The sequence below is a fragment of the Symplocastrum torsivum genome (assembly GCF_059505465.1).
Genome location: NZ_JCACKQ010000009.1, coordinates 61,254 through 85,245 on the forward strand (window position 1 = coordinate 61,254; position 23,992 = coordinate 85,245).

The 23,992-nt window shown below is 45.6% G+C and carries 18 protein-coding genes; 11 read left to right on the top strand and 7 right to left on the bottom strand.

The window, feature by feature from the left end; genetic code table 11:
• Positions 1 to 10: 10 nt before the first annotated feature.
• Positions 11 to 2,764 (bottom strand): beta strand repeat-containing protein, encoded by a 2,754-nt coding sequence (locus AC5JL3_RS02545; protein WP_496072993.1) that lies wholly within the window; start codon positions 2,762 to 2,764, stop codon positions 11 to 13.
• Positions 2,765 to 3,039: 275 nt separating this feature from the next.
• Here AC5JL3_RS02545 and codB point away from each other — a divergent pair, with 275 nt between their 5' ends.
• From codB to AC5JL3_RS02575, 6 genes are all read left to right on the top strand, one after another.
• Positions 3,040 to 4,335, top strand: a complete 1,296-nt coding sequence (codB, locus tag AC5JL3_RS02550) for a cytosine permease (protein WP_496072994.1) — start codon at positions 3,040 to 3,042, stop codon at positions 4,333 to 4,335.
• Positions 4,335 to 4,520 carry a DUF4089 domain-containing protein gene (locus AC5JL3_RS02555; RefSeq protein ID WP_496072995.1) on the top strand — a complete coding sequence of 62 codons (186 nt, stop codon included), beginning with the start codon at positions 4,335 to 4,337 and terminating at the stop codon, positions 4,518 to 4,520. The genes codB and AC5JL3_RS02555 overlap by 1 nt, the downstream gene beginning before the upstream one ends.
• Before the next feature lie 4 nt (positions 4,521 to 4,524).
• Positions 4,525 to 5,931: an AtzE family amidohydrolase gene (locus AC5JL3_RS02560; RefSeq protein WP_496072996.1), complete on the top strand. Its 1,407-nt coding sequence runs from the start codon at positions 4,525 to 4,527 to the stop codon at positions 5,929 to 5,931.
• A gap of 253 nt (positions 5,932 to 6,184) precedes the next feature.
• Positions 6,185 to 7,624: an ATPase domain-containing protein gene (locus AC5JL3_RS02565; protein ID WP_496072997.1), complete on the top strand. Its 1,440-nt coding sequence runs from the start codon at positions 6,185 to 6,187 to the stop codon at positions 7,622 to 7,624.
• A 3-nt stretch (positions 7,625 to 7,627) separates the two neighbouring features.
• Positions 7,628 to 8,716 carry a hybrid sensor histidine kinase/response regulator gene (locus AC5JL3_RS02570; protein WP_496072998.1) on the top strand — a complete coding sequence of 363 codons (1,089 nt, stop codon included), beginning with the start codon at positions 7,628 to 7,630 and terminating at the stop codon, positions 8,714 to 8,716.
• A 117-nt stretch (positions 8,717 to 8,833) separates the two neighbouring features.
• Positions 8,834 to 9,802 (top strand): isopenicillin N synthase family dioxygenase, encoded by a 969-nt coding sequence (locus AC5JL3_RS02575; protein WP_496072999.1) that lies wholly within the window; start codon positions 8,834 to 8,836, stop codon positions 9,800 to 9,802.
• A 66-nt stretch (positions 9,803 to 9,868) separates the two neighbouring features.
• Here the strand turns inward: AC5JL3_RS02575 and AC5JL3_RS02580 are convergent, their stop codons facing one another.
• Positions 9,869 to 11,035 (bottom strand): AI-2E family transporter, encoded by a 1,167-nt coding sequence (locus AC5JL3_RS02580; RefSeq protein ID WP_496073039.1) that lies wholly within the window; start codon positions 11,033 to 11,035, stop codon positions 9,869 to 9,871.
• A gap of 631 nt (positions 11,036 to 11,666) precedes the next feature.
• Between AC5JL3_RS02580 and AC5JL3_RS02585 the strand changes: the two genes are divergently transcribed.
• Positions 11,667 to 12,503: a DUF6174 domain-containing protein gene (locus AC5JL3_RS02585; protein WP_496073000.1), complete on the top strand. Its 837-nt coding sequence runs from the start codon at positions 11,667 to 11,669 to the stop codon at positions 12,501 to 12,503.
• An 83-nt stretch (positions 12,504 to 12,586) separates the two neighbouring features.
• Here the strand turns inward: AC5JL3_RS02585 and AC5JL3_RS02590 are convergent, their stop codons facing one another.
• From AC5JL3_RS02590 to nirB, 3 genes are all read right to left on the bottom strand, one after another.
• Positions 12,587 to 13,714 (bottom strand): leucine-rich repeat domain-containing protein, encoded by a 1,128-nt coding sequence (locus AC5JL3_RS02590; protein ID WP_496073001.1) that lies wholly within the window; start codon positions 13,712 to 13,714, stop codon positions 12,587 to 12,589.
• A gap of 176 nt (positions 13,715 to 13,890) precedes the next feature.
• A complete protein-coding gene (gene nirD / locus AC5JL3_RS02595) occupies positions 13,891 to 14,256 on the bottom strand; it encodes a nitrite reductase small subunit NirD (RefSeq protein WP_496073002.1) in 366 nt (121 codons plus the stop codon).
• A gap of 196 nt (positions 14,257 to 14,452) precedes the next feature.
• Entirely contained in the window at positions 14,453 to 16,996 is a 2,544-nt protein-coding gene (gene nirB, locus AC5JL3_RS02600; protein WP_496073003.1) for a nitrite reductase large subunit NirB, read from the bottom strand.
• 822 nt (positions 16,997 to 17,818) lie between these two features.
• Between nirB and AC5JL3_RS02605 the strand changes: the two genes are divergently transcribed.
• From AC5JL3_RS02605 to AC5JL3_RS02620, 4 genes are all read left to right on the top strand, one after another.
• Positions 17,819 to 18,928 carry an ABC transporter ATP-binding protein gene (locus tag AC5JL3_RS02605; protein ID WP_496073004.1) on the top strand — a complete coding sequence of 370 codons (1,110 nt, stop codon included), beginning with the start codon at positions 17,819 to 17,821 and terminating at the stop codon, positions 18,926 to 18,928.
• A 133-nt stretch (positions 18,929 to 19,061) separates the two neighbouring features.
• Positions 19,062 to 19,238: a CHASE3 domain-containing protein gene (locus tag AC5JL3_RS02610; protein ID WP_496073005.1), complete on the top strand. Its 177-nt coding sequence runs from the start codon at positions 19,062 to 19,064 to the stop codon at positions 19,236 to 19,238.
• 4 nt (positions 19,239 to 19,242) lie between these two features.
• Positions 19,243 to 20,400, top strand: a complete 1,158-nt coding sequence (locus tag AC5JL3_RS02615; RefSeq protein ID WP_496073006.1) for a sensor histidine kinase — start codon at positions 19,243 to 19,245, stop codon at positions 20,398 to 20,400.
• A 191-nt stretch (positions 20,401 to 20,591) separates the two neighbouring features.
• The gene (locus AC5JL3_RS02620) at positions 20,592 to 21,974 is read left to right on the top strand and encodes a calcium-binding protein (protein ID WP_496073007.1); all 1,383 of its coding nucleotides are present in this window, start codon (positions 20,592 to 20,594) and stop codon (positions 21,972 to 21,974) included.
• Positions 21,975 to 22,113: 139 nt separating this feature from the next.
• Here AC5JL3_RS02620 and AC5JL3_RS02625 read toward each other — a convergent pair whose 3' ends face one another.
• The gene (locus tag AC5JL3_RS02625; RefSeq protein ID WP_496073008.1) at positions 22,114 to 22,599 is read right to left on the bottom strand and encodes a DUF2243 domain-containing protein; all 486 of its coding nucleotides are present in this window, start codon (positions 22,597 to 22,599) and stop codon (positions 22,114 to 22,116) included.
• A 92-nt stretch (positions 22,600 to 22,691) separates the two neighbouring features.
• On the bottom strand, positions 22,692 to 23,486 hold the full coding sequence (locus AC5JL3_RS02630; protein ID WP_496073009.1) for an SDR family NAD(P)-dependent oxidoreductase: 795 nt from the start codon (positions 23,484 to 23,486) through the stop codon (positions 22,692 to 22,694).
• Between the last annotated feature and the right edge of the window lie 506 nt (positions 23,487 to 23,992).

Below are 23,992 nucleotides of genomic sequence, written 5' to 3' on the forward strand. Positions count from 1 at the left end.
CATGAAAGCATTACGGCTCATTACAAGTCCCGGCTGGTACGTTGGTAATTGTTCCTGTCTGTGTGACCGTACCATTATTTGGTTGCTGAGTATCTTCCAATCGTAATGTTCCGGCTGTTTGCGTTAGTTGGAAGCCAGTGGTACTGATGTTACCGTTCAGCCCCAAGCAGAGGTTAGCAGTACTTCGCGTTACTGCATTCAAACCGGGAAGTGTGGCTGAGTTATTGGTCAAGCTGTTCAACCGAATACTAGTATCGAAGCGAGCATTATCATCAATGATGAGGTTGATTCCTGAACCATTAGTCTGCCCCTCAATAGTGTTATTACTAATTGTTGCCCTCAAGACAGGAGTACGACCGCTTACAGGGAAAAAAGGAGGCACAACAGGAGCCATACGGATATCAATTCCGTCATCATTGTTGTTTGTAATCTGATTATCAGAAATTGTTAAGTCAGCTTCAGCAGCGTTATCGAGACTGACAAAAATACCATCCCCACGGATTGGAGTACCGGGAGTTGTGCCATTACCAGTAATGATGTTATTGGTAATCGTTAACTCTCCTTGAGCAGTTCCAGTTAGCGCGATCGCGATCGCATCTTCAAAGTTATTCTCTGCTCGATTTCCGGAAATTGTCAGCTCAACATCTCCAGCAGTATTTAATAAACTAATTCCTTGTCCACTCGGAGGTAAAGGAAGCAAACCACCAGGAATAAAACCTGTTGTACCACTGACAGTGTTATTGGTAATCGCAACCGTACCAGTAACATTTTGCAGGGAGATGCCTTGTCCAGAGGGAAGTAGAGCAGCATTAACACCAATGGTATCGGTAATGGTGTTGTTGTCGATCGCAACTGTTCCAGCCGTGTTACTCAGTGCAATCCCTTCATTACGGGCATTTGTGATCGCATTGCCGCTAAGCGTCAGATTACTCAGGTTCTCACCGGAAATCCCGCTATCGCCAGAATCGCTAATTTGAAAACCAGAAAGTGCGATCGCGCCTGGAGAATTGGATAGTGAAACACCGAAACTCCCTGCATTCGTAATCTCACTTTCATTGTTCCCAGCAAAGCTGATTGAACCAGTGGTATTGGCGACGGAGATGCCAATAGCCGCAGGGTTGGTAATCGTAATTGCACTATCCGTGCTGATTGAACCAGTGGCATTAACAACAGAGATGCCATTAACTGTAGGCGTAGTGATGATAATCGGACTGTTTGTAAATGTGAGTGTCCCAGTAAGCGTGTCGAGTGAAATGCCGTTCGTTGTAGAGTTGCGGCTTGTAATAGTGGTATTTGCGATCGCAACATTGTTGATGTTTGTACCTGCGATCGCGGCAACTCCCTCACCTGTAATGCTACTGTTCGTTACGGTAACAGTTCCCGTCGTTGTTCCCAAGAAGATACCTGCTTCGCTTGAACTGGTGATAGTACTGTCTCGAATCTCAGCATTGCTGATGTTCGTTGCGACAATTCCAGCACCCGTCACACCCGTAACCGCAAACCCAGAAAGAAGAGTATTGTTCCCCAGCGTCACAGTATCTGTAATCGTCGTTCGCACTCCACTACCCGAACCCGCCAACTGAACTGTTCCCAGTTCTACCGTGTTAATCTGTTGCTCTGGCCCAGTTGACCACAGTTGCACGCCATCCGGAATGGTAAACCCACCTGGACTCGTCCCAGCTTGCACATAAACGATATCACCTGCTTGCGCGACACCCACAGCCGTTGCAATTGTCCCAGCCGGATTTTCAAACGTACCGTCACCTGCCCCCCCATTTGGGTTGACGTGTCGGAATTGCCACGGCTGTCCAGTTGCAGGGTTCGTTACCAAGGTTGTGAAGTTCTCGTTGAATGACTCGAATTCAACCTGTTCATCCACAATGATGTTGTTTTGACGGGCAACGGATTCTCCCAATCGTGCCAGAACTTCTTGGCTTTGTGTGCTACCTCTAGGGCGAGTTCCGGGGAAATTCGCGGCTACATTGAAAATGAAATTCGTGCCAAAGGTATCGTCATCTTGCACAGACAACCCAAAGCGGAAGTAATCAGTCGGGCGAACCTCCAAGCGTGCCTTCCAGCCCAAAATCTCATCACTACCGGGAGCATCATAGAAGTATCCCCCGACGTAGCCCCGAATATCACCCGTTGTCCCGATCCGAACTAGCCGCGCACCTCCCTCAACATCAACGCCTGTCATTGCTGCTTCAAAGCGACGGTTGATTTGCCCCTCTCGGCTTCCCGTAATCGTCAAAAAATTGCCAGAGAACCCAGCGTCTGAAACCAACAATCCAGTATCAAAACCCGTTTCTTCCACCAAGCGGCGCGTATCACCAATCGGAACGTAGACATTACCTCGAAAGTCCAAGATTTCGCCTAAACTTTCAAATCCAGCACTAACTTGGTTAAAGGTGCTGCTACCTGTATTTCGATTGTCATAGGCGAGATAAGCACCAAGAACACGGTTACTGGTTGGGTTATAAACTCTGTGTCCCAAAAGGAGATTACCGCCAAGATTGGCATTGTTGTCTAGAAGCAGTCGTCCTTCTAAAAAGGTGAGGGTGCTACCGGGAGTTTGGAGTAGGGGAACAAAGCCCTCAAAGGAGGTAAAGGCATCATAACTTGCACCAGAGGTACTGTAGCCAACTCCGAAGCGAGGACGGATTGTTAAGTCAGCCGCTGAACCTGTGGGTGAGGGAGGAGAGGATTCTTCTACGGTTTGGGCAGATAGAGGAGAGATTAACGCCCCTAGCAGTAGGAAGCTCATGCCAAGTGTACGTGCTGACTGGTTTAGCAAAGTCTTCCTCAGGATAGGGGACAATTTTCGCCCATATCTTAGCTTTTGCTTTCAGCGATTGTCATGGATTGTTATAGTTTGATTGTTTTGTAGATCAAGTTGGCGCTTTTTGTCAGTAGTCAGTTGTCCGCTGCAGGTAACAACTAACATCCCTGCAACAGATTGGGCAAAGTTAACTACGATACCGTTCAGTCGGCGCGATCGCCTTCAAAATGTCTGCATCTAAATTGCTATAACAACATCTCATGAGTACAACCTCCGATCCAGAGTTGGTGCAACAGTCACAGGCAGGTGAAGACTATCCTCTCAGTGCTGTTCCCTTAAGTGCCCGGAAGTCCATTTTGTCCCTCGCTCCGTTGCTGATGGGTTTTACCCTTTATTCAGGGACACTGTTTGCAGGTGGGTTAGTTGGCCCAGCTTATCGCTTTTTTCCAGATTTGGTTGGCTTGATTATTCTTGGTAACTTAATCCTGGGTGTCTATGCCTCTGCACTTGGCTATATTGCTGCCAATACAGGACTTTCTACAGTTTTGATGGCACGTTTCAGTTTCGGCAGTGTTGGCTCCCGTTGGGTTGATTTTATCCTCGGTTTCACTCAAATTGGCTGGTATGCCTGGGGTTCAGCGTTAATCGCTGATTTGCTCAATAAGTTGGCAGGAGTTCCGCCGTCTTGGAACTGGCTGACGATTCTATTTTTTACCTATTTCTTCTGCTCTACCGCTTACATTGGTTATCGCGCGATGGATTGGCTGAGTCGGATTGCTGTTCCGGCGATGCTGATTCTCATGTTCTGGAGTTTAGCGATCGCTTTAGGGAAAGTCGGTGGCTTTGAGGGATTACAAGCGATTGCCCCCAGCAAAGCCTTGGGCTGGGGTGAGGCTTTGACGATTATTGTTGGCACGTTTGTCTCAGGAGGCACCCAAGCGACTAACTGGAGTCGTTTTGCAAAGACTGGGAAAATCGGGGCAATCAGCACGATGGCGGCATTCTTTTTTGCCAACGGCTTTTTAATCTTTTGCGGTGCTTTCTGCTCCTTAGTCTACGGCAACGAAGACGTTGTGCAAGTGATGGCACAGCAAGGATTACTATTCTGGGGTTTGGTGCTGTTGTTCCTCAATATGTGGACAACGCAAGATAACACCATCTATGCTTTCTCCGTTGCAGGTGCTCATATGTTCCGCACAAGCAAGCGCACTGCCTTTGTGCTGGGTGGAGCAACGGTTGCTCTCGTTTTAGCTTGGGGCGGCATTTACGATATGTTGGTTCCTTACTTAATTTTGCTGGGTACTTTTATTCCCCCAATTGGCGGTGTAATCATGGCTGATTACTGGTTATATCGTAGAGGTGAGTTTCCTGCTTTAGAAGAACGGCAACCAGCGTTTAACTGGGCTGGTGTGATTGCTTATATTGTTGCTTCAGCGATCGCTTATTTCTCCCCTGGGATTAAGCCTGTTAATGGCATTATTGCTGCTGTTGTCCTCTACTTTATTCTGAGCAAAGTTATTCCCCAAACGGCACAAAGGAGAGCTAGTAATTCCTAATGGAAAAAAACATTAATCCGGCTGCTTATATTGAGCAAATGAGTGAAATACTTGATTTGCCAATTAACCCAGAATATCGCCCTGGTGTTATCAAAAACTTTGCAAGCATTTGTGCGATCGCTACTTCGGTAACAGACTTTCCCATCCCTGAAGATATAGAAGCTGCCCCTGTATTTGAACCATGAAATAATGGACTTACAAAACACTGATGCCGTTACCACTGCTAAAGCTATCAAAGCAGGTGAAATTACTGCTAAAGCTGCTGTTAGCGCGGCATTAGAACGAATTTCTACTCATAACGAAACCTTTAATTGTTTCACTGCTGTCACAGCAGAGACAGCAGTGGAAGATGCTGAGGAAATCGATCAGGCAATTGCCAAAGGTGAAAATCCTGGTTCTCTCGCAGGCGTTCCTTTTGCTGTAAAAAATCTATTTGATATTGCGGGTTTAACAACTCTCGCAGGGTCAAAAATTAACGCCGAAAATCCGCCAGCTATCCAAGACGCTACAGCTATCACTCGACTGAAACAAGCGGGTGCAGTGCTAGTTGGGGCGTTGAATATGGATGAATACGCCTATGGCTTCGTGACAGAAAATAGCCATTACGGTTCTACTCGCAACCCTCACGATTTGACTCGCGTTGCTGGCGGTTCCTCTGGCGGTTCAGCCGCAGCAGTAGCAGCAGGATTAGTTCCTCTTACTCTCGGTTCTGATACTAATGGTTCTATCCGAGTTCCCGCATCCCTATGCGGAATTTTTGGCTTGAAGCCTACCTATGGACGTTTATCACGTTCCGGTGCTTTCTTATTTGCTAGTAGCTTCGACCATATTGGGCCATTTGCGCGTTCTGTGCAGGATATTGCAACCACTTTTGATGTTCTTCAGGGAGTAGATGCTAGTGATCCAATTTGCACCACTCGTCCCCCAGAACTGTGCTTACCTCAACTAAAACAAGGGATTGAGGGGTTACGAATTGCCGTTGCTGGTGATTATTTTGCTAAAGGCGCAGAACCCGAAGTGATGGACGCGGTAGCGAAAGTTGCTCAGGCATTGGATGTCACGGCATCAGTTACGCTACCGGAACCGCATCGTGCGAGGGCGGCAGCGTATATTATCACAGCATCGGAGGGAGCCAATCTACATTTTGCCAATTTGCGATCGCGTCCTCAAGATTTTGACCCCGCCACACGCGATCGCTTTTTAGCAGGTGCAATGATTCCTGCTACCTGGTACATTCAAGCGCAACGATTCCGGCAATGGTATCGCGATCGGGTTCGAGAAATTTTTGAGACGGTTGATATTATTCTTGCTCCCACAACGCCTTGTGTTGCACCTCCACTGGGAGTAGAAAAGATGCTAATTGCCGGAGAAGAAGTGCTAGTTCGCCCTAATTTAGGACTATTCACTCAACCCTTATCGTTTATCGGTTTGCCTGTATTATCTGTCCCAGTCCATCATCCCAATCGCTTGCCACTGGGAGTACAAATTATTGCCGCCCCTTACAATGAAGCACTAATTCTACGAGTTGCTGCTGTACTAGAAGAATTAGGAATTACAACAGCCAACTGTGAATCTGCCCGTTCTAGTCATGAGTAGCTCTGAAAGCCCCGATCATGAGAACTAAGCAATCTTTAGAAACGGCTTCTTAATGGTATTCTCAAGCTTGGAAGACATAGCTTTAAATTTCTATCTTGCGATAAGTGCCTTCATTCTTCCGCAGAAAAGCTGTCTCAACCCAATGAAGCCTGAACTTTCTGGCTCTCAACGGACGGTCAACTCCGACGCAGCAGGAAGGACACGCTACATCACCGTTTTGTAGGGTCAGTGGAGGCGAGGAGGCGGCTTGCAGATGTCTATCGATCGTTTGTCTACAGGAATTTCGGGACTCAACGAAGTTCTGTTCGGCGGCTATATTCCTGGTCGTGCTTACCTGGTTCGAGGGGGACCGGGCACCGGCAAAACAACGTTGGGAATGCATTTTTTAACGTTGGGAGCCGCAAACGGCGAACCCGTTTTGTTCATTACGCTGGCAGAAACGGTTGCCCAACTCCAAAGAACGGCTGAAGGATTGAAGTTTGACACTCAGGGCATTACTTTTCTTGACCTTAGCCCTACCTCCGAATTTTTTGCTCAAGTGCAGACCTATGATATTTTCTCACCTGCTGAAGTAGAGCGCGAACCGACGACCCATCGCATTGTGGAGCAAGTCGAAACCCTGAAGCCGCAGCGAATTTTCATTGACTCGATGACGCAGTTTCGCTATCTAGCGACAGATACCTTCCAGTTTCGCAAACAGGTGCTGTCGTTTCTGCGATTTTTGACAGAGCAAGACACCACGGTTCTATTTACTTCAGAACATAGCATCGAATCTCCCGACGATGATTTACAGTTCATGAGTGATGGAGTACTCAATTTGAACTTTAATGAGGGCGATCGCACCCTATATGTCTCCAAGTTTCGAGGCAGTGGTTTTCAGAACGGCAACCACAGCCTTCGCCTCACCAGTAACGGAATGCAGCTTTTCCCAAAATTGATACCCCAAGTGTTTGAACGAGCGATTACCACGGAAACCATTTCTTCTGGGATTCCAGAAATTGACGAACTGCTGCATGGTGGCATTGAGCGCAGCACGATCACGATCATCAGCGGGCCTAGCGGCGTGGGAAAGAGTACGCTGGGGCTTCAGTTTATGAAAGAGGCAGCCGGACGGGGAGAGCGATCGGTGATTTACACCTTTGAGGAAAACAAGGAAACGCTGTTGCACCGGGCTGAAGGAGTCAATGTTCCGGTTCACGCGATGCAGGAGCGCGGCACCCTCTCGATCGTGCCAATCGAACCACTTCACTACACCCCGGACGAATTTGCCAACCTCGTGCGGCGGGAAGTAGAACACCAGCAGGCACAGATTGTCATGATTGATAGTGTGTCTGGCTATCGACTCTCGGTTCGAGGCGAAGACTTAACACCTCACCTCCATGCCCTCTGTAAGTATCTGCAAAATATGGGAGTCGCTGTCCTGCTGATCAACGAGGTTGAATCGATTACAGGAGAATTTCGGGCAACCGAAATTGGCATTAGCTATTTAGCAGACACCATTATCTTTCTGCGCTACCTGGAAATACGCGGCGAACTGCGACGAGTGATTGGCGTTCTCAAGAAGCGTATGAGCGATTTTGAGAAAAACCTGCGCGAATTTCAAATCAGTCGCTACGGGATTAAGGTTGGTAGTCCACTCAAACAGCTTCGAGGTATCCTCACGGGTGTCCCCGAATTGCTGGAAGATGAGTAAGCGATGAACCGAATTTTGATCTTTATTGAGCAGACGGAAAACCGCCGCATCCTAGCAGAGTGGCTTGGACGATCTTACGAGGTGGTGGTAGGAGAATCTGTGGTGCAAGCAGGCAAAGCCGTCCCACTGCTAAACGAACCGTTTGACCTGTGCATTCTAGATGGTCCAGCCTTGCATCATTCATGGGAATGGGTACAGGCAAGAAAACAGGCAGAGCAGCCTGTATTTTTGCCCGTCCTGCTGATTACACTCCATTCTGATGTCAAACTGTTGACGCGACATCTCTGGCAAACCGTTGATGAACTCATTAGCAAACCGATCGAAAAGTTAGAGTTGCAGGCACGGGTGGAAATGCTGCTGCGATCGCGACGGCTTTCCCTTGAGCTTCAAGCTGCACTGGAGCAAGAACGCGAACTCAAAGAACTAAAATCTCGTTTCGTCTCAATGGTTTCTCATGAATTTCGCAATCCGCTCAATATCATTTCTGGATTTACTCGCCTGTTAGAGCAGCGCGACTTGCCATCCGAACGGCGAGCCGACTTTTCCCAACGGATTCAAACGGCGGTTAAATCCATGACGGCTTTACTCGATGATGTCCTGGCGTTTGGCAAAGTTGAAACGAGTGTATTAGCTGCTAATGCTACGGTGCTGGCGATCGAGCCGTTCTGCCGCAAATTGATTGAAGAAATTAAAGTCGGCATGGGAAGCAATCACACTGTTCAGGTTGACTGTGAAGATGAATGCTTTACGGCTCTCGTCAATGAAGCACTACTGCGACAGGTTCTGACGAATCTACTATCTAACGCGATCAAATATTCAGCTCCCCAAAGCACCGTCCGGCTTAAATTCCAGTGTCAAGCCGAGGTGGCAATCTTTCAAGTGCAGGATGAGGGCATTGGCATTTCCCCAACCGATCAAGTACGGTTGTTTGAATCCTTCTACCGTGCCAGCAATGTCGGTAAGATTCCAGGAACTGGCTTAGGGTTGGCAATTGTGAAACAGGTGGTTGAGCAAGCGGGTGGAACGATCTCAGTGAGTAGTGAGGTTAATGTTGGGACAACGTTCACCGTAACTTTGCCGATCGGCAAATAAGCAAGCTTTTTGAGCAGATCGCCGCTCACGATGCTTGATGAGAATTTTGTTAAGGAAAACAGTTGATGTAATCAATATTGCACAAAATCGAAAACTGTTCTTTAAGAGAGGCTCAGTATGTCTACGATTCCAACTAAAATACCTATCATCAATTTTGAATCCTTTATTAAAGGCGACATTACTCAGCAACAAGCCATTGCTAATCAAATTTATCAGGCTTGTCATGAAATTGGGTTCATGTACCTAAAAAATCCAGGTATTTCTGTAACCTTACTTGACCAAATTTTTTCTCGAACTAAGCAGTTTTTCGACCTGCCCTTAGCCGTAAAAAATCAACTCGCTTGGTCTGATGAAATTAGCAATCGTGGATATGTGGGTATTGAACGAGAACGCCTTGCACCGGATAAACCGGGAGATTTAAAAGAAGCTTTTAATGTTGGCAAGGAGGTTAATCCTGATGGAAGTAATCTAGAGGATAAAAGTTCTCTGATTTTGAATCAATGGCCGACAGGACAAGATGATTTTCGCCAAATCGTTTTAGAGTTTTATCAAGCTTGCACTGAATCGGCTAATCGAATCTGTCACTCTTTTGCGATCGCGCTTCACCTACCTGAGTCTTTTTTCTTAGACAGGCATACTCATCAAAATCATACACTCCGCTTACTTCACTACCCACGCTTAGACCAAGCCCCGAAACTCGGACAAATCCGTGCAGGTGAACATTCTGATTATGGAAGTTTCACCCTACTATTTCAGGATGAAATTGGAGGGTTGGAAGTTTGTACAGCACAGGGGGAATGGATTACTGCGCCGTACATTCCGGGTACAATCATCGTCAATACGGGGGATTTGATGCAGCGCTGGACAAACCATGTTTTCTGTTCCACTCCGCATCGAGTCTTGATTCCCTCAGATGAGCAAGTACAGCGTTCTCGTTATTCAATCGCATTTTTCTGCCATCCGAACGACGATACAGAAATTAGTTGTCTTGAGAGTTGCAAAGAACCCAATCATCCTCCACTTTATCCCCCTATATCAGCAGGTGACTATTTACTGAGTCGCTTGCAAGTCTCTTATTCCCAGTGAAACACAGAAGCGATCGCGTTTACTTCCTGGGTGATTTACCGTTGATAGCTGAAGTGTTTTTCCTCCCTAAGTTTGCCGATTTCCTACTCCGGCTACCTTAGTCTCCGTCCTCCCATCTGCCTCAGCAGCAGAATCTGAAGAGAGTGCAGACTTAAAATTATTTCTGGTAAGGAGAGGGTTGTGAAAGAATGCTCCGGTTTGAGGGGGCAGCGTTGGGTCGAGAACAATCTCTGTCAGACTCTTGACCACACCAGTTAGGGGAATTGCCAAAATAACACCCAATAATCCACCTAATTTAGCGCCTAGAAGTAGAGAGACAAAGATAACTACAGGTGATAAACCCGTCAAATTGCCCATGATGCGGGGAGCAATCAAATTATCCTTGACTTGTTGTAATGCGATCGCAACTCCCAATACTTCCAGCGCCAGCCACCAATCAATAAAGGCTACGATAGTCACGACTGTTGCAATCCCCAAGGTTGCACCAATAAATGGGATTACCTCCATCAACCCAATAAAGACGGCAAACAGTAGGAAAAACGGCACTTTTAACAGCCAAAAGGCAAGCGAGAGGGTAGCCGCCATGAATAAACCCAACAAAAGCTGACCTGTAACAAATCGTTGTAGATTACGTTGCAGTGATTGGGTTAAGCCATCTCGGATTTTTTGGGAAAAAATCCCCGTCATTCCCCGCCAAACTCGCTCACCATCGATGAGCATATAAAAGGCAATGACTAAAACTAAAATTAAGTCCAAAAACCAGTTAAAGGTACCTACCACCAAGCCTAAACCCGTAGATGCGATCGCTTCTGCCTGGGTTTGCACTCGTGCCAAGAGTTGAGAGGCAAGAATCCTGACATCAAAGGGCAAATTGTGTTCCACACTCCAAGTTTGGAAGCTAGCTAACTGCTGCTGACCTTCTTCCAAGAAAGTGGGTAAATTAGTCACTAGTTGCCGTCCTTGGTTAAACACTGGCGGTACCAGCGTCAGGGCAAGGATTACAACGACGAAGCCAGCGACAAGATAGACGAGTCCGGCAGCGACACTCCGTGGTAAAACACGTTGAACCACTGCAACAGGATAGTTGAGCAAAAAGGCAATCAGAGATGCCGTCAGCAAAATACTAATGAGTTCACCAACGTAACTCAACGCACTCACTGTAATCCAACCCGTCACTAAGATCAGCAGCCAAGTGATCAAAGACTGTTGGACAGGTGAAAAGATCGGGTTTATTGAGGTTTTTTTATTCAGCAATCCACACCCCAAACGGCAGTTACTTGCAGGATAAGTACAATCACCATTATGAGCTATTGATTTTCCTGTTGGGTCAAGCATGGCAGAAGGCACAAGGCACAAGGGCACGAAAAAGTAAGTTACCCCTGTTGAGAAGGGGAGAGATTGGCGTGTCGCCCTTTTCCCTAACCCAACAGGCAATTTATTAGGGTTTCTGGTTTGGTTTTTCAAACAATGACTTTACGCGATCGCGAACCGCATTAACTAGAAAACTATACGAAATGCTTGGCGAGGTTGAGGCTTTTTAGGAAAGGCGATGCGTGTTATATGCAAGTACCTGGGTTGCTTGGAGTTTTGACGCAAGGAATTTTCCAGATAAGTCAGCAGTGAACGCGAATTCTAATTAAGCGCTTCTGCTTCCTTTTACCCGGAAATAATAATTCATTATTACCATTTGAAAGCTCATCAATTATGGCTGTAACGCAATCTGTAACGGATTAAAGTTGTGGAACTTTTGCTCATAACTTTAGGTCAGGGATTTGAGCAGAGTTGGGTCAGTTACAGTTTAAACGAACTCAACAAACTGTGAAGATTAACTACAATTAGGCAAAATTATTCTGAGGTGTGAGCCATGAAAAAGATATTAGTTATTGCTACGAGCTTGTTTGTTTTAAGTGCAAATGCGGCAAGTGCCTGTAGTTGTCTTCCAACGACGCCTCAACAGAGTCTTCAAAACTCTGAGGCAGTTTTTTCTGGACGAGTTGTTGATGTTACTGAGCAGAGTCCGGCTGAGCGACGCCCTGGTAGACGCAATGAAGATCCAAATTTTTTAAATGGGGTCAAGGTAACGTTTGAAGTTTCAGAAGTTTGGAAGGGAAACAGTGAGCGACGGCTTGTTGTAACGACCTCTGATTCTAGTGCTAGTTGTGGGTATTCGTTTCAAGAAGGTCAGGAGTATCTTGTTTATGCTTCTGATGAAGACGCTCAATTAAAAACTGGGTTATGCAGTGGAACAAAACGCCTTTCTGATGCACGAGCTGATTTAGCTGTGTTGGGTGAGGGAGAAACACCAGTTAATTACAGATTAAATGCCGCGCAGTTACAGCAACACAGACAATTATGGAGAAATCAAAACATCTCCAGTTACCGCTACACGCTACGAGTAAGTTGCTTCTGTACACCTGAAGTTACTCAACCAGTGGTTGTTGAAGTTCGTAATAACAGAGTCACGTCGATCACTGCTGCGAATACCGGAAAGCCAGTGAATCAGGAGTACTTCAGACAGTACAATTCTGTTCCAAAGCTTTTTAATATCGTACAAAATGCGATCGCGAATAAGGCAGCTAGTATGCAGATTACCTACCACCGTACTCTAGGCTACCCAACCCAAATTAACATTGATAAAGACGCTCAGATGGCTGATGAAGAAATATATCTTACAATTGAGAATCTGCAAGTGATTCGATAGAAAGTCAGTAGGATGGGCTTTGTAAAACAATGGGATGATTGCATCTTTAAGCAACTCTTGCACACAAGAAACGATAGCCAGCATCAACTTCTCCTATGCTCCCGAAGATATGCCAAAATTGCCTGCGTTCCTTGCTCGACAATCTCAGAGGGCGGCGAAGTCAGTGGATTGCAATCGAGGCATAGCTCTGTCAGATTGGTGAGATTAGCGATTTCATCTGGTAGCGCCGTTAGTTGATTATTGCTGAGGGATAGCTGTGTGAGATTAGTGAGATTCCCAATTTCATTTGGCAGCGCCGTCAGTTGATTGTCACAGAGGGCTAGGTGTGTCAGATTGGTGAGATTCCCAATTTCAGGAGGAAGCGCCGTCAGTTGATTGCTGCGGAAGGATAGCCTTATCAAATTGGTAATCTGAAGGATTTCTCCTGGCAGCACCGTTAGTTGATTATTGTTCAGGGATAGCCATATTAATTTGGTAAGCTGAGTGATTTCTGCTGGCAGCACCGCTAGTTGATTGTCGTAGAGGTTTAGCCATTTCAGATTGGTGAGACTACCGATTTCAGCGGGCAGCACTACCAGTTGATTGTCATGGAGGTTTAGCCATGTCAGGTTGGTGAGATTCCCAATTTGAGGTGGCAGCACTGTTAGTTGATTGTTGCTAAGGTTTAGCTCTGTCAGATTGGTGAGATTCTCAATTTCGGGAAGGAGCGCCGTCAGTTGATTGCTGCTGAGGGATAGCCATGCCAGATTAGTGAGCTGACTGATTTCTGCTGGCAGCACTGTTAGTTGATTATTGCTAAGGGATAGCCATGCCAGATTGGTGAGCTGACTGATTTCAGGTGGCAGCGCTGTCAGTTGATTGTCATGGAGGTTTAGCCACGTCAGATTAGTGAGACTACTAAATTCTTTTGGCAGCGCTGTCAGTTGATTGCTGCCGAGGTTTAGCTCTATCAGATTCGTGAGATTCCCGATTTCTGCTGGCAGCGCCGTTAGTTGATTGGTGTAGAGGGATAGCTCTGTCAGATTAGTGAGATTCCCGATTTCTGCTGGCAGTGCTGTCAGTTGATTGCTATCAAGGAATAGCTCTGTCAGATTGGTGAGATTTCCGATTTCTGCTGGCAGCGCCGTCAGTTTCTTCTCTGAGAGGTTAAGGGAGGTTACCCCATCCTTGGCTGCTTGTTCAATAATGTCGAGCAGTTCTGCGTTTGTCATCGGGAAACCTCATAACTGTGTACTTGTTCGTCACTAGCACTCACACCCGCTCAGCATCTTTGGGTCAAGTGTAGCTTTTTGGCGAAAGTCCACATCCTCAAATTCATTGAAAAACCCGTTATCACAGAGATAACGGGTTTCTAAGGACGTATAGCAGCAATTATTCGCGTCCGAGTTTACGCCGCTTCGCCAGCAGCTACCTGCACTCTACCTTCAACCACCCTAACGTTGTAAGTAGGGAGGCTCACTGTTTCATCATCGAGGCACTGTCCGGTACTCAGGTTGAAGTTTTGCTTATAAATTGGGGAAGCAACTTTCGGGATACCATTGCGATCGCCTACAATTCCCCTCGATAAAACAAACGCCTTGCTAAATGGGTCGTAATTACTAAGGGCAAAAACCTCATTCTCTGTTCCTAGTCGGAAAATCGCCACCTGTTGACCTTCAACCAAGGCACATACTCCTGTATTCGGTGCGATCGCTTCTAGTGAGCAAATATCGACCCAGGTTGCGTTTGTTTCACGAACTAATGCTTGAACCATTGTGTTTTCCTCTTAATTATGTGTTGCGATTTTCTTGTAGTACCAATTTGACTTTTTGATGCCACAGTTAAGACCCCCCTAACCCCCCTTATAAAGAGGGGAACAAGAAAAGTGTTTGTAGCAAGCTTTTAGGAAATTGATATAAGGGGGGCATTTTACTATCTCCCCCCTTAACAAGAGGGGCAGGGGGGGCAGGCTATTGTGAAAGCCCCACTAAGGATTTCTCCTGTTCGTAAGCTGGGCGTTTTTGACCCCGTTCCTCTACATGAACAAGACTTGGATCGGAATCATCAGAGTTCACAAAATGCCGGAAGCGTTGTACTTTTTCTGGGTCTTCAATTGTGGCTTTCCATTCACATTGATAGGTGCTGACAAGGTGTGCCATCTCTGCTTCCAACTCAGCACAAATTCCAAGGGAATCGTGAATAATCACCTGCTTGAGGTAATCAATTCCACCTTCAAGCTTGTTGAACCAAGTTGCTGTGCGTTCCAGGCGATTTGCGGTGCGGATATAGAACATCAAGAACCGATCCAAATATTTGAGCAAGGTTTCTTTGTCAATATCCTCGGCTAGCAGTATCGCGTGTTGCGGCTTCATTCCACCATTGCCACACACATACAAATTCCAGCCTTTTTCAGTCGCGATTATCCCAAAATCCTTACTTTGTGCTTCGGCACACTCGCGGGTGCAACCCGATACAGCCGATTTTAGTTTGTGAGGCGATCGCAAACCACGATAACGTAGTTCTAACTCAATCGCCAAACTGGTAGAATCCTGCACCCCAAAGCGGCACCAGGTACTACCCACGCAGGACTTCACCGTGCGAAGTGCCTTACCATAAGCATGACCCGATTCAAATCCAGCATCGATCAATCGCTTCCAAATATGCGGTAATTGATCGACTCGCGCCCCAAATAAATCAATTCGTTGTCCGCCTGTAATTTTGGTGTAAAGCCCAAATTCTTTAGCAACTTCCCCTAACACAATCAGTTTATCGGGCGTAATTTCGCCACCTGGAACTCGTGGCACTACCGAATAAGTACCATCACGCTGAATGTTAGCTAAGTAGTAATCATTGGTATCCTGAAGACTAACATGAGGTGTCTCCAAAATATGCTCATTCCAAGTGGAGGCGAGAATCGAAGCGACAGCAGGCTTACAAATCTCACACCCCTTACCTTGACCATGTTTTTGAATTAACTCATCAAACGTCTGGATTTTTTGGGTTCGCACTAAATGATAAAGTTCTTGACGGGAATAGGCGAAGTGTTCGCAGAGATGATTCTTCACCTCTATCCCCGCTTTCTTCATCTCATACTTGAGCAAATCTGTTACTAATGGTACGCAACCACCACAGCCTGTTCCGGCTTTCGTACATTTTTTGACACTGGCAATATCAGTAAAATTGTTCTCTTGGATAGCTGTACAAATCTGCTCTTTACTTACATTATTGCAGGAGCAAATCTGGGCGGTCTCTGGCAGGCTTTCTACTCCCATGCCAACCGTAGCTGCTTTACCTTCCCGTGGCGGCAACAGCAAATCTTCTGGATGGGGTGGTAAGGCGATCGCATTCTGTACAAACTGCAATAATGTGCCGTATGCCGAAGCATCTCCGACTAAAATTCCACCAAGCAGACGACTACCATCCTCATTCAGAACCAGCTTTTTGTACACACCCTGAACGGTATCGCTAATCGCAATTTCTCTAGCACCTGGAGTCTTAGCAAAGTTATCACCAAAACTAGCAACATCCACTCCCAAAAGTTTGAGTTTGGTAGACATATCTGCGCCAGTAAAGCTGCTGTTGGTGATGTTATTCAAGACATCTGCCACTACTCCTGCCATTGTATAGCCAGGAGCGACTAAGCCATAGATGCGATTCTGGTACAGGGCGCATTCACCGATCGCATAAATATCTGGATCGGACGTTTCGCAATAATCATTGATGACAATCCCACCGCGTTCCCCGACTTCTAATCCACAGCTTCTTGCAACTTCATCACGGGGGCGAATTCCAGCAGAAAAGACAATCATGTCTGTTTCCAACTCAGAACCATCCGCAAATGTCATCTTAGCAACTTTGCCATTTTCGCTAACAATTTCAGTTGTTGATTTGCTAGTATGAATCGTAACTCCAAGTTCTTCGATTTTCTTACGAAGAATCGTTCCACCCGCCTCATCAATTTGCACTGGCATCAGTCGTGGAGCAAATTCAACGACATGGGTTTGCAATCCCATACTTTTGAGAGCATTCGCACATTCTAAACCGAGTAAACCACCCCCAACAACCACACCAACCTTACAATTTTTAGCGTATGCCGACATCGCCTCTAGATCGTCAATTGTCCGGTAGACAAAGGTACCTGTAGCGTCATTCCCCTTAATCGGTGGCACAAAGGGATAGGAACCCGTTGCTAGGACAATCTTGTCGTAGGTAACTGTTAAACCATTGGCTGATGTGACTGTTTTTTGGTCTCGATTAACAGCAACAGCTTTATCACCGATATGAATCTGAACACCATTCTCTTGATATAATCCCGGCTCAACTAACGATAAATCTGCTGCTGTTTTACCAGAAAAGTAGCCACTGAGGTTAACGCGATCGTAGGCAACACGCGGTTCTTCACAGAAGGTAATCAAGTTCCATTGCTCAGTTGCTCCTTTAGCAATCATTAGTTCTAAGAACTTGTGTCCTACCATGCCGTTGCCAATCACAATGAGATTTTTTTTGGCTGTCATAAACCTCTATAAATCCTATGCCTCAGTTATCTAAACCATTCCTATAAGAGTTTTTAGAGGCGTTTAGTAAATTTAGCTACACAATATTGAGATCAATGCAATAGCTGCTTGATCCCCATTTGTTTTCTGCATTAGTGGACATTAATTAGAGTGCTATAGTCATCGCCGTACCTCTAGGTTCGGCTTTTTCTATTTTTGAGCAATACAGTTGTACTAAAAAGTGTAGTATCCTAAGACTAAGGACTCGCGAACAGCACTTCCAGTTACAGCTTGTGGTGAGAGGAAGGCTTCAACAGCCGCAGCCTAGAGCAGTGCGTCATCCTGACAAGTTTATACGCTACCCATCTCTAATAGCAGCCCTCATAGCTTTTATGAGTAATGTTGCTCTGTAGATTATCCCTCGCTTTTCGCAGCGATCGCGAGGGGGAATACTTAGTCAGTTTTCTGGCATAAGGCTGTAAATTCCTATTCTTTAGTTTAATTCGACACCTTCTCTACCTCGCTTCAATAAACACAGTGAGGGAAGCCAGTCAACCTTTTTTTAATTGAATTTTCGCGTAACTTTCGTCAAGAACGCAACCTCATTCACTGTACCAATAAAAGTACTGAAATTAGGTAAAGGAGGTAAACAAAAAGCCTGAACTTGGAACAGCTTGTTACCAATTGGCTTGCTTAATGTTGATGTTTTTCAAAAGAGGTAAAAGAATATTACTTGTGTGAATATGGCTTAGACGGCGTTTTTGTTGTCGTCTAAGCTATTTTTTATGCGATCGCTCTAAAGCGAATACTGCATCTCACCCACCCCATTACTGATAGCTACAAATGGCAAACGTTCGCTTAGAAGGGATTACCCGCAAGTTTGAAGATGTCACCGCGATTGAGGGCATTACCTTTGAGGTGCCGGATGGGCAATTTTGGGTTTTAGTTGGCCCATCGGGTTGCGGCAAGTCAACGATTCTGCGGATGATTGCTGGTTTGGAATCCGCAACAGACGGCAATCTCTATATTGGAGATGCTTTGGTGAATGGTGTCCCAGCACGGCAGCGAGATGTGGCGATGGTGTTTCAGAACTATGCCCTCTACCCTCATATGACGGTAGCTGATAATCTATCTTTCGGGTTACGGATGCGGAAGGCTGACTCGACGACGATTAAAGAACGAGTGGAAACCGTGGCGCGATCGCTTGATATCTCCCACTTGCTAGATCGTAAACCCAAGCAACTATCTGGAGGGCAACAGCAACGGGTTGCATTGGGAAGAGCGATCGCGCGTGAACCCAAAGTTTTCTTACTCGACGAACCTCTATCCAATCTAGATGCCCAGTTACGGGACGGTACTAGAGCAGAATTAAAACAGTTGCACCAGCGTGTCGGCATCACCACCATCTACGTTACTCACGATCAGGTAGAGGCAATGACACTCGCTGATCAAATTGTGGTACTCAATCGCGGTCGGATTCAACAAATCGGTGAACCCCAAGACATTTATGCAAAACCTGCAAACCGAATGGTAGCCACCTTCTTGGGCAATCCCTCGATGAATGTTTTTCCTGCAACCTACACAGGTGAGGTTTTTCAGGTGAGTGGTCAAGTGTTGCCTTGTCCAATCGCCCTTCAAACTCAGTTGCAACTTACCCCGGCACAAACCATTGATTTAGGAATTCGCCCGGAACATATAGAAATTAACGGATTAATTGACAGTGAAGGCATTGAGGACAACAAGAATAATCAATTAGTGCTAGAGGTGAGTGTAGTAGAACCACTCGGACGCGAGACGTTGGTTCGTAGCAATCTCATTGCCTCGGATATCGTTTTAAATGTCCAAGCACCTGCAAATTGGCGTGGACATCCAGGCGATCGCATTAGCGTTCAACTTGACCTCGACAAGCTATTTGTCTTTGACCCCAATACGGGTGATGTTCTGTATCCTTGATTAACGTCGTCCTCACGTTCAGTTTTAATTTCCGTAAATATACGAATCCGAGCGCCGCAAAGTTCCGCTAGTTTAGCAAGTGATACAGCAGTTTTACTGGCGAGGTCGAACGTTGCACGAAACAATACGTCCTATGAAAATTTCTCTTGAGAAGAAAAGTCTAGTCGGATTTGGCTTAGCCACAGCGGTTCTGGTTGCTATCAATGCACTCTCCTACGGGAGCTTTAACAAGAATCGAGAAACAGCTAAGTGGGTAGCTCATACCCACCAAGTACGGCAAAACATTGAATCAACGCTTGCTGATAATTAACTTGATGAGTAACGACAACAGAAAGTACATTTGGCAGTTGCGCTACGGTTTTGCTGTAGCGATGGTTACTCTGGCGTTGCTGTTAACGCTGCTACTATATCCGCTATTACACAAGACCCCTGGCGTGTTGTTTTTTGCTGCCGTGATGCTTAGCTCTTGGTATGGCGGTTTTAGACCTGGTGTACTCGCTACTATCTTGTCTGTCTCGTGTATAAACTACTTTTTTCTGGCTCCTTACTTTGCGCTGAGCTATGCTACGGCTGATATCTTAGTGCTAGCCGTGTTTACGTCAACAGCGTTGCTGGTTAGCTACCTCAACGCAGCACGGATAAAGGCGGAGAACGCCTTGCGTCAACGTGCTATTGCTATGGCACAAATGAATAAAGATCTAGAAAATCGAGTCAGAGAGCGTACATCCGAGCTAGAGCAGGCATTGGAAAGAGAAAAAGAACTTAGTTCGCTAAAATCCCGCCTCGTTGCCACGATTTCTCACGAGTACCGTACCCCACTAACCACCATCCAGTCTTCTGCTGAATTACTTGAACATTACAGCCACAAATGGACAGAGGAAAAAAAACTCACTCATCTCCAGCGAATTCAAGCAACTACCAAACATCTGAGTGATCTTGTTAGTGATGTGCTGTTTGTTGGTAAAGCTGAGGCAGGTAAACTCGAATTTAACCCTGTGCATTTGGATTTAGAACAATTCTGCCAGGAACTGGTGGAACAGATGCAACTTCTGGGTGTAACGAACGAGATTGCGATCGCTTTCTATAGTCGCGGCAACTGTACCAACGCAAGTCTTGATGAAAGATTGCTACGACAAATCCTCACTAATCTTCTATCTAATGCCATTAAGTATTCACCTAGAGGTAGCACGGTTTGCTTCGACCTGGAATGCATTGAAGGGGTCGTTACTTTGAGGATAAAAAACTCTGGCATTGGTATTCCAGCAGAAGACCTGCCAAGATTATTTGATTCATTCCATCGCGCTAGTAACGTCGGTGCGATTCCTGGTACTGGGTTAGGATTAGCGATCGTCAAAAAATGTGTGGACTTGCACGGAGGTCAGATTACGGTCGATAGCGTTGAAGAAGTTAACACGACATTTACTGTAATCCTGCCCTTGATTAGCAAAAATGTAAAGGCTTTATCTCTCTAGTCAGAGGGAGTTTGAACCTTCTGATCGGGTTGATAGGCTTAATAAGAGAATCGTCCAAACGGATGAGCCTATTGAGCGATAGAAAGAGTACTACTCATAAATATATCAAATGTTAGTTGGAGATTAGAGAGGTAACTCGTTACGGTATACCTCCACTCTTGATAGCATTACTTTTTGATAAAGGCTGATTTATGAGCGTACAAGACCCAGTTTATGAAGTTCTTTCTAAGTCAATCGTTTATTCCTCCCCAACAGACGATTTAGTTGTCGATTTCCTGAGTGCTACAGGCTACACCATTAATACAGTCTTCGATGACGTAGTAACTGATTTACAAGCTTGGGGACTAGTCTCACTCAATCCAGATAACCCACCTGTTCTAGTCTTTCGGGGTACAGACTCTGTCGTAGACTATAGCGCTGATATAGATTCAGAGGGCGTAGGTTTTGACCAATTTGAAGCCAATCAGGAGGAGATCGGCAATTGGTTGGCACAAATTAGCCAAGATACTATTAACAACCCGAACGGTTTTCTTCCTGATGTTACGGGTCACAGTTTGGGTGGGGCATTGACACAACGGGCTGCCGCTGAATTTTCCAACTTGATTAGAGAAGCTGTTACCTTCAATTCAACAGGAATTGACCAACTAACTGCTGATAGTTTTGACCCAAGCAGCACGGCGATACAGATAACTCACTATGTTGTTAGTGGAGACTATGTGAGCTTAGCTGGGGATGCGTTTTTGCCAGGAACAGTCTTTCTCCAGTCATTTAGAGACCCTCAAATCAACCCTCTTGCTGCCTCTTCTAAGCATGTAGAACCAAAAGACCTTTTAACCAATCCTCCACTAGGGTTTACTCAGCAAGAAATTTCTGTTGAGGAATTAAATAGCCCAAGCTTTGGTTACTATAATGATTCTGATTATGCAGAGTTTCTGGCGGCTGTCGGTGCCAACAACCCAGAATTAGCAACGGCATTAACAACAAGGGCAGGAACTGAGGAATTTCGACAAAGCGGACTATCTTTTGTACTCGGAGTAGCTGAGATTCTCAGGACTCTAGACCCGTCTCAAGATAATTATCTACTTGGTGACGATCTAGACAATTTTGCCTACGGTTTAGATGGCGATGACACCATCATTGGTAACGGTGGCGTCGATCTTTTGTATGGAGGTAATGACAACGATACTATTGATGGTGGTGCAGGACGCGATCGCCTCGTCGGTGGTTTCGGTGATGACACACTGACTGGTGGGGCTGGACGTGACCGTTTCTTGTTCTTGAGTATTAATAACATAGGACTCGACACCATTACTGATTTCCAGGTAGGTGTTGATCGTCTTGGTTTCTCTGCCAGTGGTTTTGGTGGTGAACTAGTCAGCGGTTCCGTGCTTCCCGAAACTCAGTTTTCTCTTGGTACAAGTGCAGCCGATACCACAACTCGCTTCATCTACGACAACACGACAGGTGGTTTGTTCTTTGATGCGGATGGTACAGGTGCAACTGAACAGGTGCAAGTAGTTACCTTATCAACAGAACTTGCCCTAAAAAACGCTAGTATTTATATCCTCTCTTGACGTACTCCCAGCACCAAACCAAAGTCGTAGAGACGTTCCGGCGGAACGTCTCTACAAAGCATAGGGAACACTAACTATTGATTCCAGAATTCTCAAAGACGTTTTTACCGTAAGATTGCGAAGCGCTGTTGGCACGTCTCTAGCTTTCCTTTTGTCCACTTCGCAATAAAATCCAACCCACTAACGCAAGCCCTGCACCGAAAATCAGAAAGCCAACATCCCAAGCCAACTGATTGGGGCCTGGTTTAACATGATGAATTCCTAGAATTTGATGGTCAATGATACCTTCAATAAAGTTAAATAATCCAGCACCGAAGAGTAAAGACCCACCAAAGATTTTGGGTGACCAAGGTACGTCATCACGTCCACCCGCACGCCACAGCAACACACCACCAATAACCGTTAGCGTCCAAGTTCCTAAATGAAAAAGACCATCCGCTAGTGTGTTCGCTTCGAGATTAGATAGATTCGTTGCAGGTCGAACGCTTGTTACCATGTGATGCCATTGGAGAATTTCGTGCAGCAAGATGCCATCCACAAATCCTGCCAAAAGACCTGCACCAATCAAGATACCAGCAGCAACCAATAATCCACTGTGATTACGTTGCTCAATCTTAGACTCCATACAGAACCTCACCCCAGCTTTGTGATACTGACGATAAGGTTCGCATAACTAATAGGTAGCTGCTTCCACCGCTCGTTAGAGTTAGGGAATCTTTACTTCTTACTTTTCGAGGCTCCTAAAATATTTTTCCATAGGCTCAGCACACCTTCTCGCGGCAAGAACCGGGGCAAATTCGCAATCAATTGATTTCCCAGCGCCCCAGGGACAACCGTAGTCTGCTTGTTGTCCAAACCTTTGAGCGCTTCACGCACCACCACTTCTGAAGGAGTATAGTTTTGAGCCGCCACATCTGCCAACATTGAAGGAAAATCAGCTTCTTGGAAAAAATTTGTATCCGTTGGGCCAGGACAAACGGCTAGGACATGAACTCCATAGCTTTTGTTTTCTGCCGCTAGCGCCTCGCTGAAACTGAGAACAAAAGCTTTAGTAGCAGCGTAGACGGAAAAGTAAGGCATCGGTTGAAACGCTGCAACCGAGGACATATTGATAATGCCACCATGACGGCGTTGCCGCATTCCTGGCAAAAATTTATGCGTTAGAGCTACTGAAGCGAGGATGTTTAACTGAATCATCTTGAGTTGCTGTTCCCCATCCAGTTCTGCAAAGGAACCATACTCCCCAAAACCTGCATTGTTAACTAGCAAGTCAATCGTCAGTCCCTTCTGACTCACGGCATCGAATACATCTGTTGCCGCTGTTGGTGCCGTAAGATCTTGAATTAAACAGTCTACTTGAATCTTGTGTTGCTCCTGCAACTGTTGAGCTATCTGTTGAAGTTTGGCTTCTGAACGCGCCAGTAAAACAAGATTTGTTTGACGGGCAGCTAGTTCTTGGGCAAAGACTGCACCAATTCCAGCAGAGGCACCCGTTATTAAAGCTGTTGCCATGCTACTTACTACTAATTTTTTTGCTTGCTTTATATACTCTGAACTTGCATGAAATCAAGGAAGCATTTGTTAACGCTGCGTAGACTTTGTAATGATGTTTAGAACTGCAAGTTTTTTCGTTTTGGTATTTTATTCAGACTAGCCAAATCTTCATTTGCATGAACACTTGCGCTACCTTGATAATGTCAAAAAACTTAAATATTTTGCTATTTCTTTAGATAGACTACTCCTATTTCTTTCGGTATAAATTAAGTGTGCTGTGATTGAATACCAAGAACATCTAAAGCCCAAAATCCTTTCTATGCCTAAATCATAAGGATTGAATTTGAATTGTCTGTATCCATTTAAAAAGAGGGAAAAGTAGTTTTCATGACAAATTTTATTCATGAAATTATATAGTTTTATATTAATTAATAAGAATTAAAATATCCTTGACAAAACATATGAAACAGATGAGACGCGCTTGGCTTGCTCTGGCGCTAGTGCTTGCTTTACCCGGAACCGCT

Bases quoted from the DNA above. Each gene is read 5' to 3' on its own strand.
- AC5JL3_RS02545 (WP_496072993.1), bottom strand. From the start codon at position 2,764: ATGAGCTTCCTACTGCTAGGGGCGTTAATCTCTCCTCTATCTGCCCAA.
- codB (WP_496072994.1), top strand. From the start codon at position 3,040: ATGAGTACAACCTCCGATCCAGAGTTGGTGCAACAGTCACAGGCAGGT.
- AC5JL3_RS02555 (WP_496072995.1), top strand. From the start codon at position 4,335: ATGGAAAAAAACATTAATCCGGCTGCTTATATTGAGCAAATGAGTGAA.
- AC5JL3_RS02560 (WP_496072996.1), top strand. From the start codon at position 4,525: ATGGACTTACAAAACACTGATGCCGTTACCACTGCTAAAGCTATCAAA.
- AC5JL3_RS02565 (WP_496072997.1), top strand. From the start codon at position 6,185: ATGTCTATCGATCGTTTGTCTACAGGAATTTCGGGACTCAACGAAGTT.
- AC5JL3_RS02570 (WP_496072998.1), top strand. From the start codon at position 7,628: ATGAACCGAATTTTGATCTTTATTGAGCAGACGGAAAACCGCCGCATC.
- AC5JL3_RS02575 (WP_496072999.1), top strand. From the start codon at position 8,834: ATGTCTACGATTCCAACTAAAATACCTATCATCAATTTTGAATCCTTT.
- AC5JL3_RS02585 (WP_496073000.1), top strand. From the start codon at position 11,667: ATGAAAAAGATATTAGTTATTGCTACGAGCTTGTTTGTTTTAAGTGCA.
- AC5JL3_RS02590 (WP_496073001.1), bottom strand. From the start codon at position 13,714: ATGACAAACGCAGAACTGCTCGACATTATTGAACAAGCAGCCAAGGAT.
- nirD (WP_496073002.1), bottom strand. From the start codon at position 14,256: ATGGTTCAAGCATTAGTTCGTGAAACAAACGCAACCTGGGTCGATATT.
- nirB (WP_496073003.1), bottom strand. From the start codon at position 16,996: ATGACAGCCAAAAAAAATCTCATTGTGATTGGCAACGGCATGGTAGGA.
- AC5JL3_RS02605 (WP_496073004.1), top strand. From the start codon at position 17,819: ATGGCAAACGTTCGCTTAGAAGGGATTACCCGCAAGTTTGAAGATGTC.
- AC5JL3_RS02610 (WP_496073005.1), top strand. From the start codon at position 19,062: ATGAAAATTTCTCTTGAGAAGAAAAGTCTAGTCGGATTTGGCTTAGCC.
- AC5JL3_RS02615 (WP_496073006.1), top strand. From the start codon at position 19,243: ATGAGTAACGACAACAGAAAGTACATTTGGCAGTTGCGCTACGGTTTT.
- AC5JL3_RS02620 (WP_496073007.1), top strand. From the start codon at position 20,592: ATGAGCGTACAAGACCCAGTTTATGAAGTTCTTTCTAAGTCAATCGTT.
- AC5JL3_RS02625 (WP_496073008.1), bottom strand. From the start codon at position 22,599: ATGGAGTCTAAGATTGAGCAACGTAATCACAGTGGATTATTGGTTGCT.
- AC5JL3_RS02630 (WP_496073009.1), bottom strand. From the start codon at position 23,486: ATGGCAACAGCTTTAATAACGGGTGCCTCTGCTGGAATTGGTGCAGTC.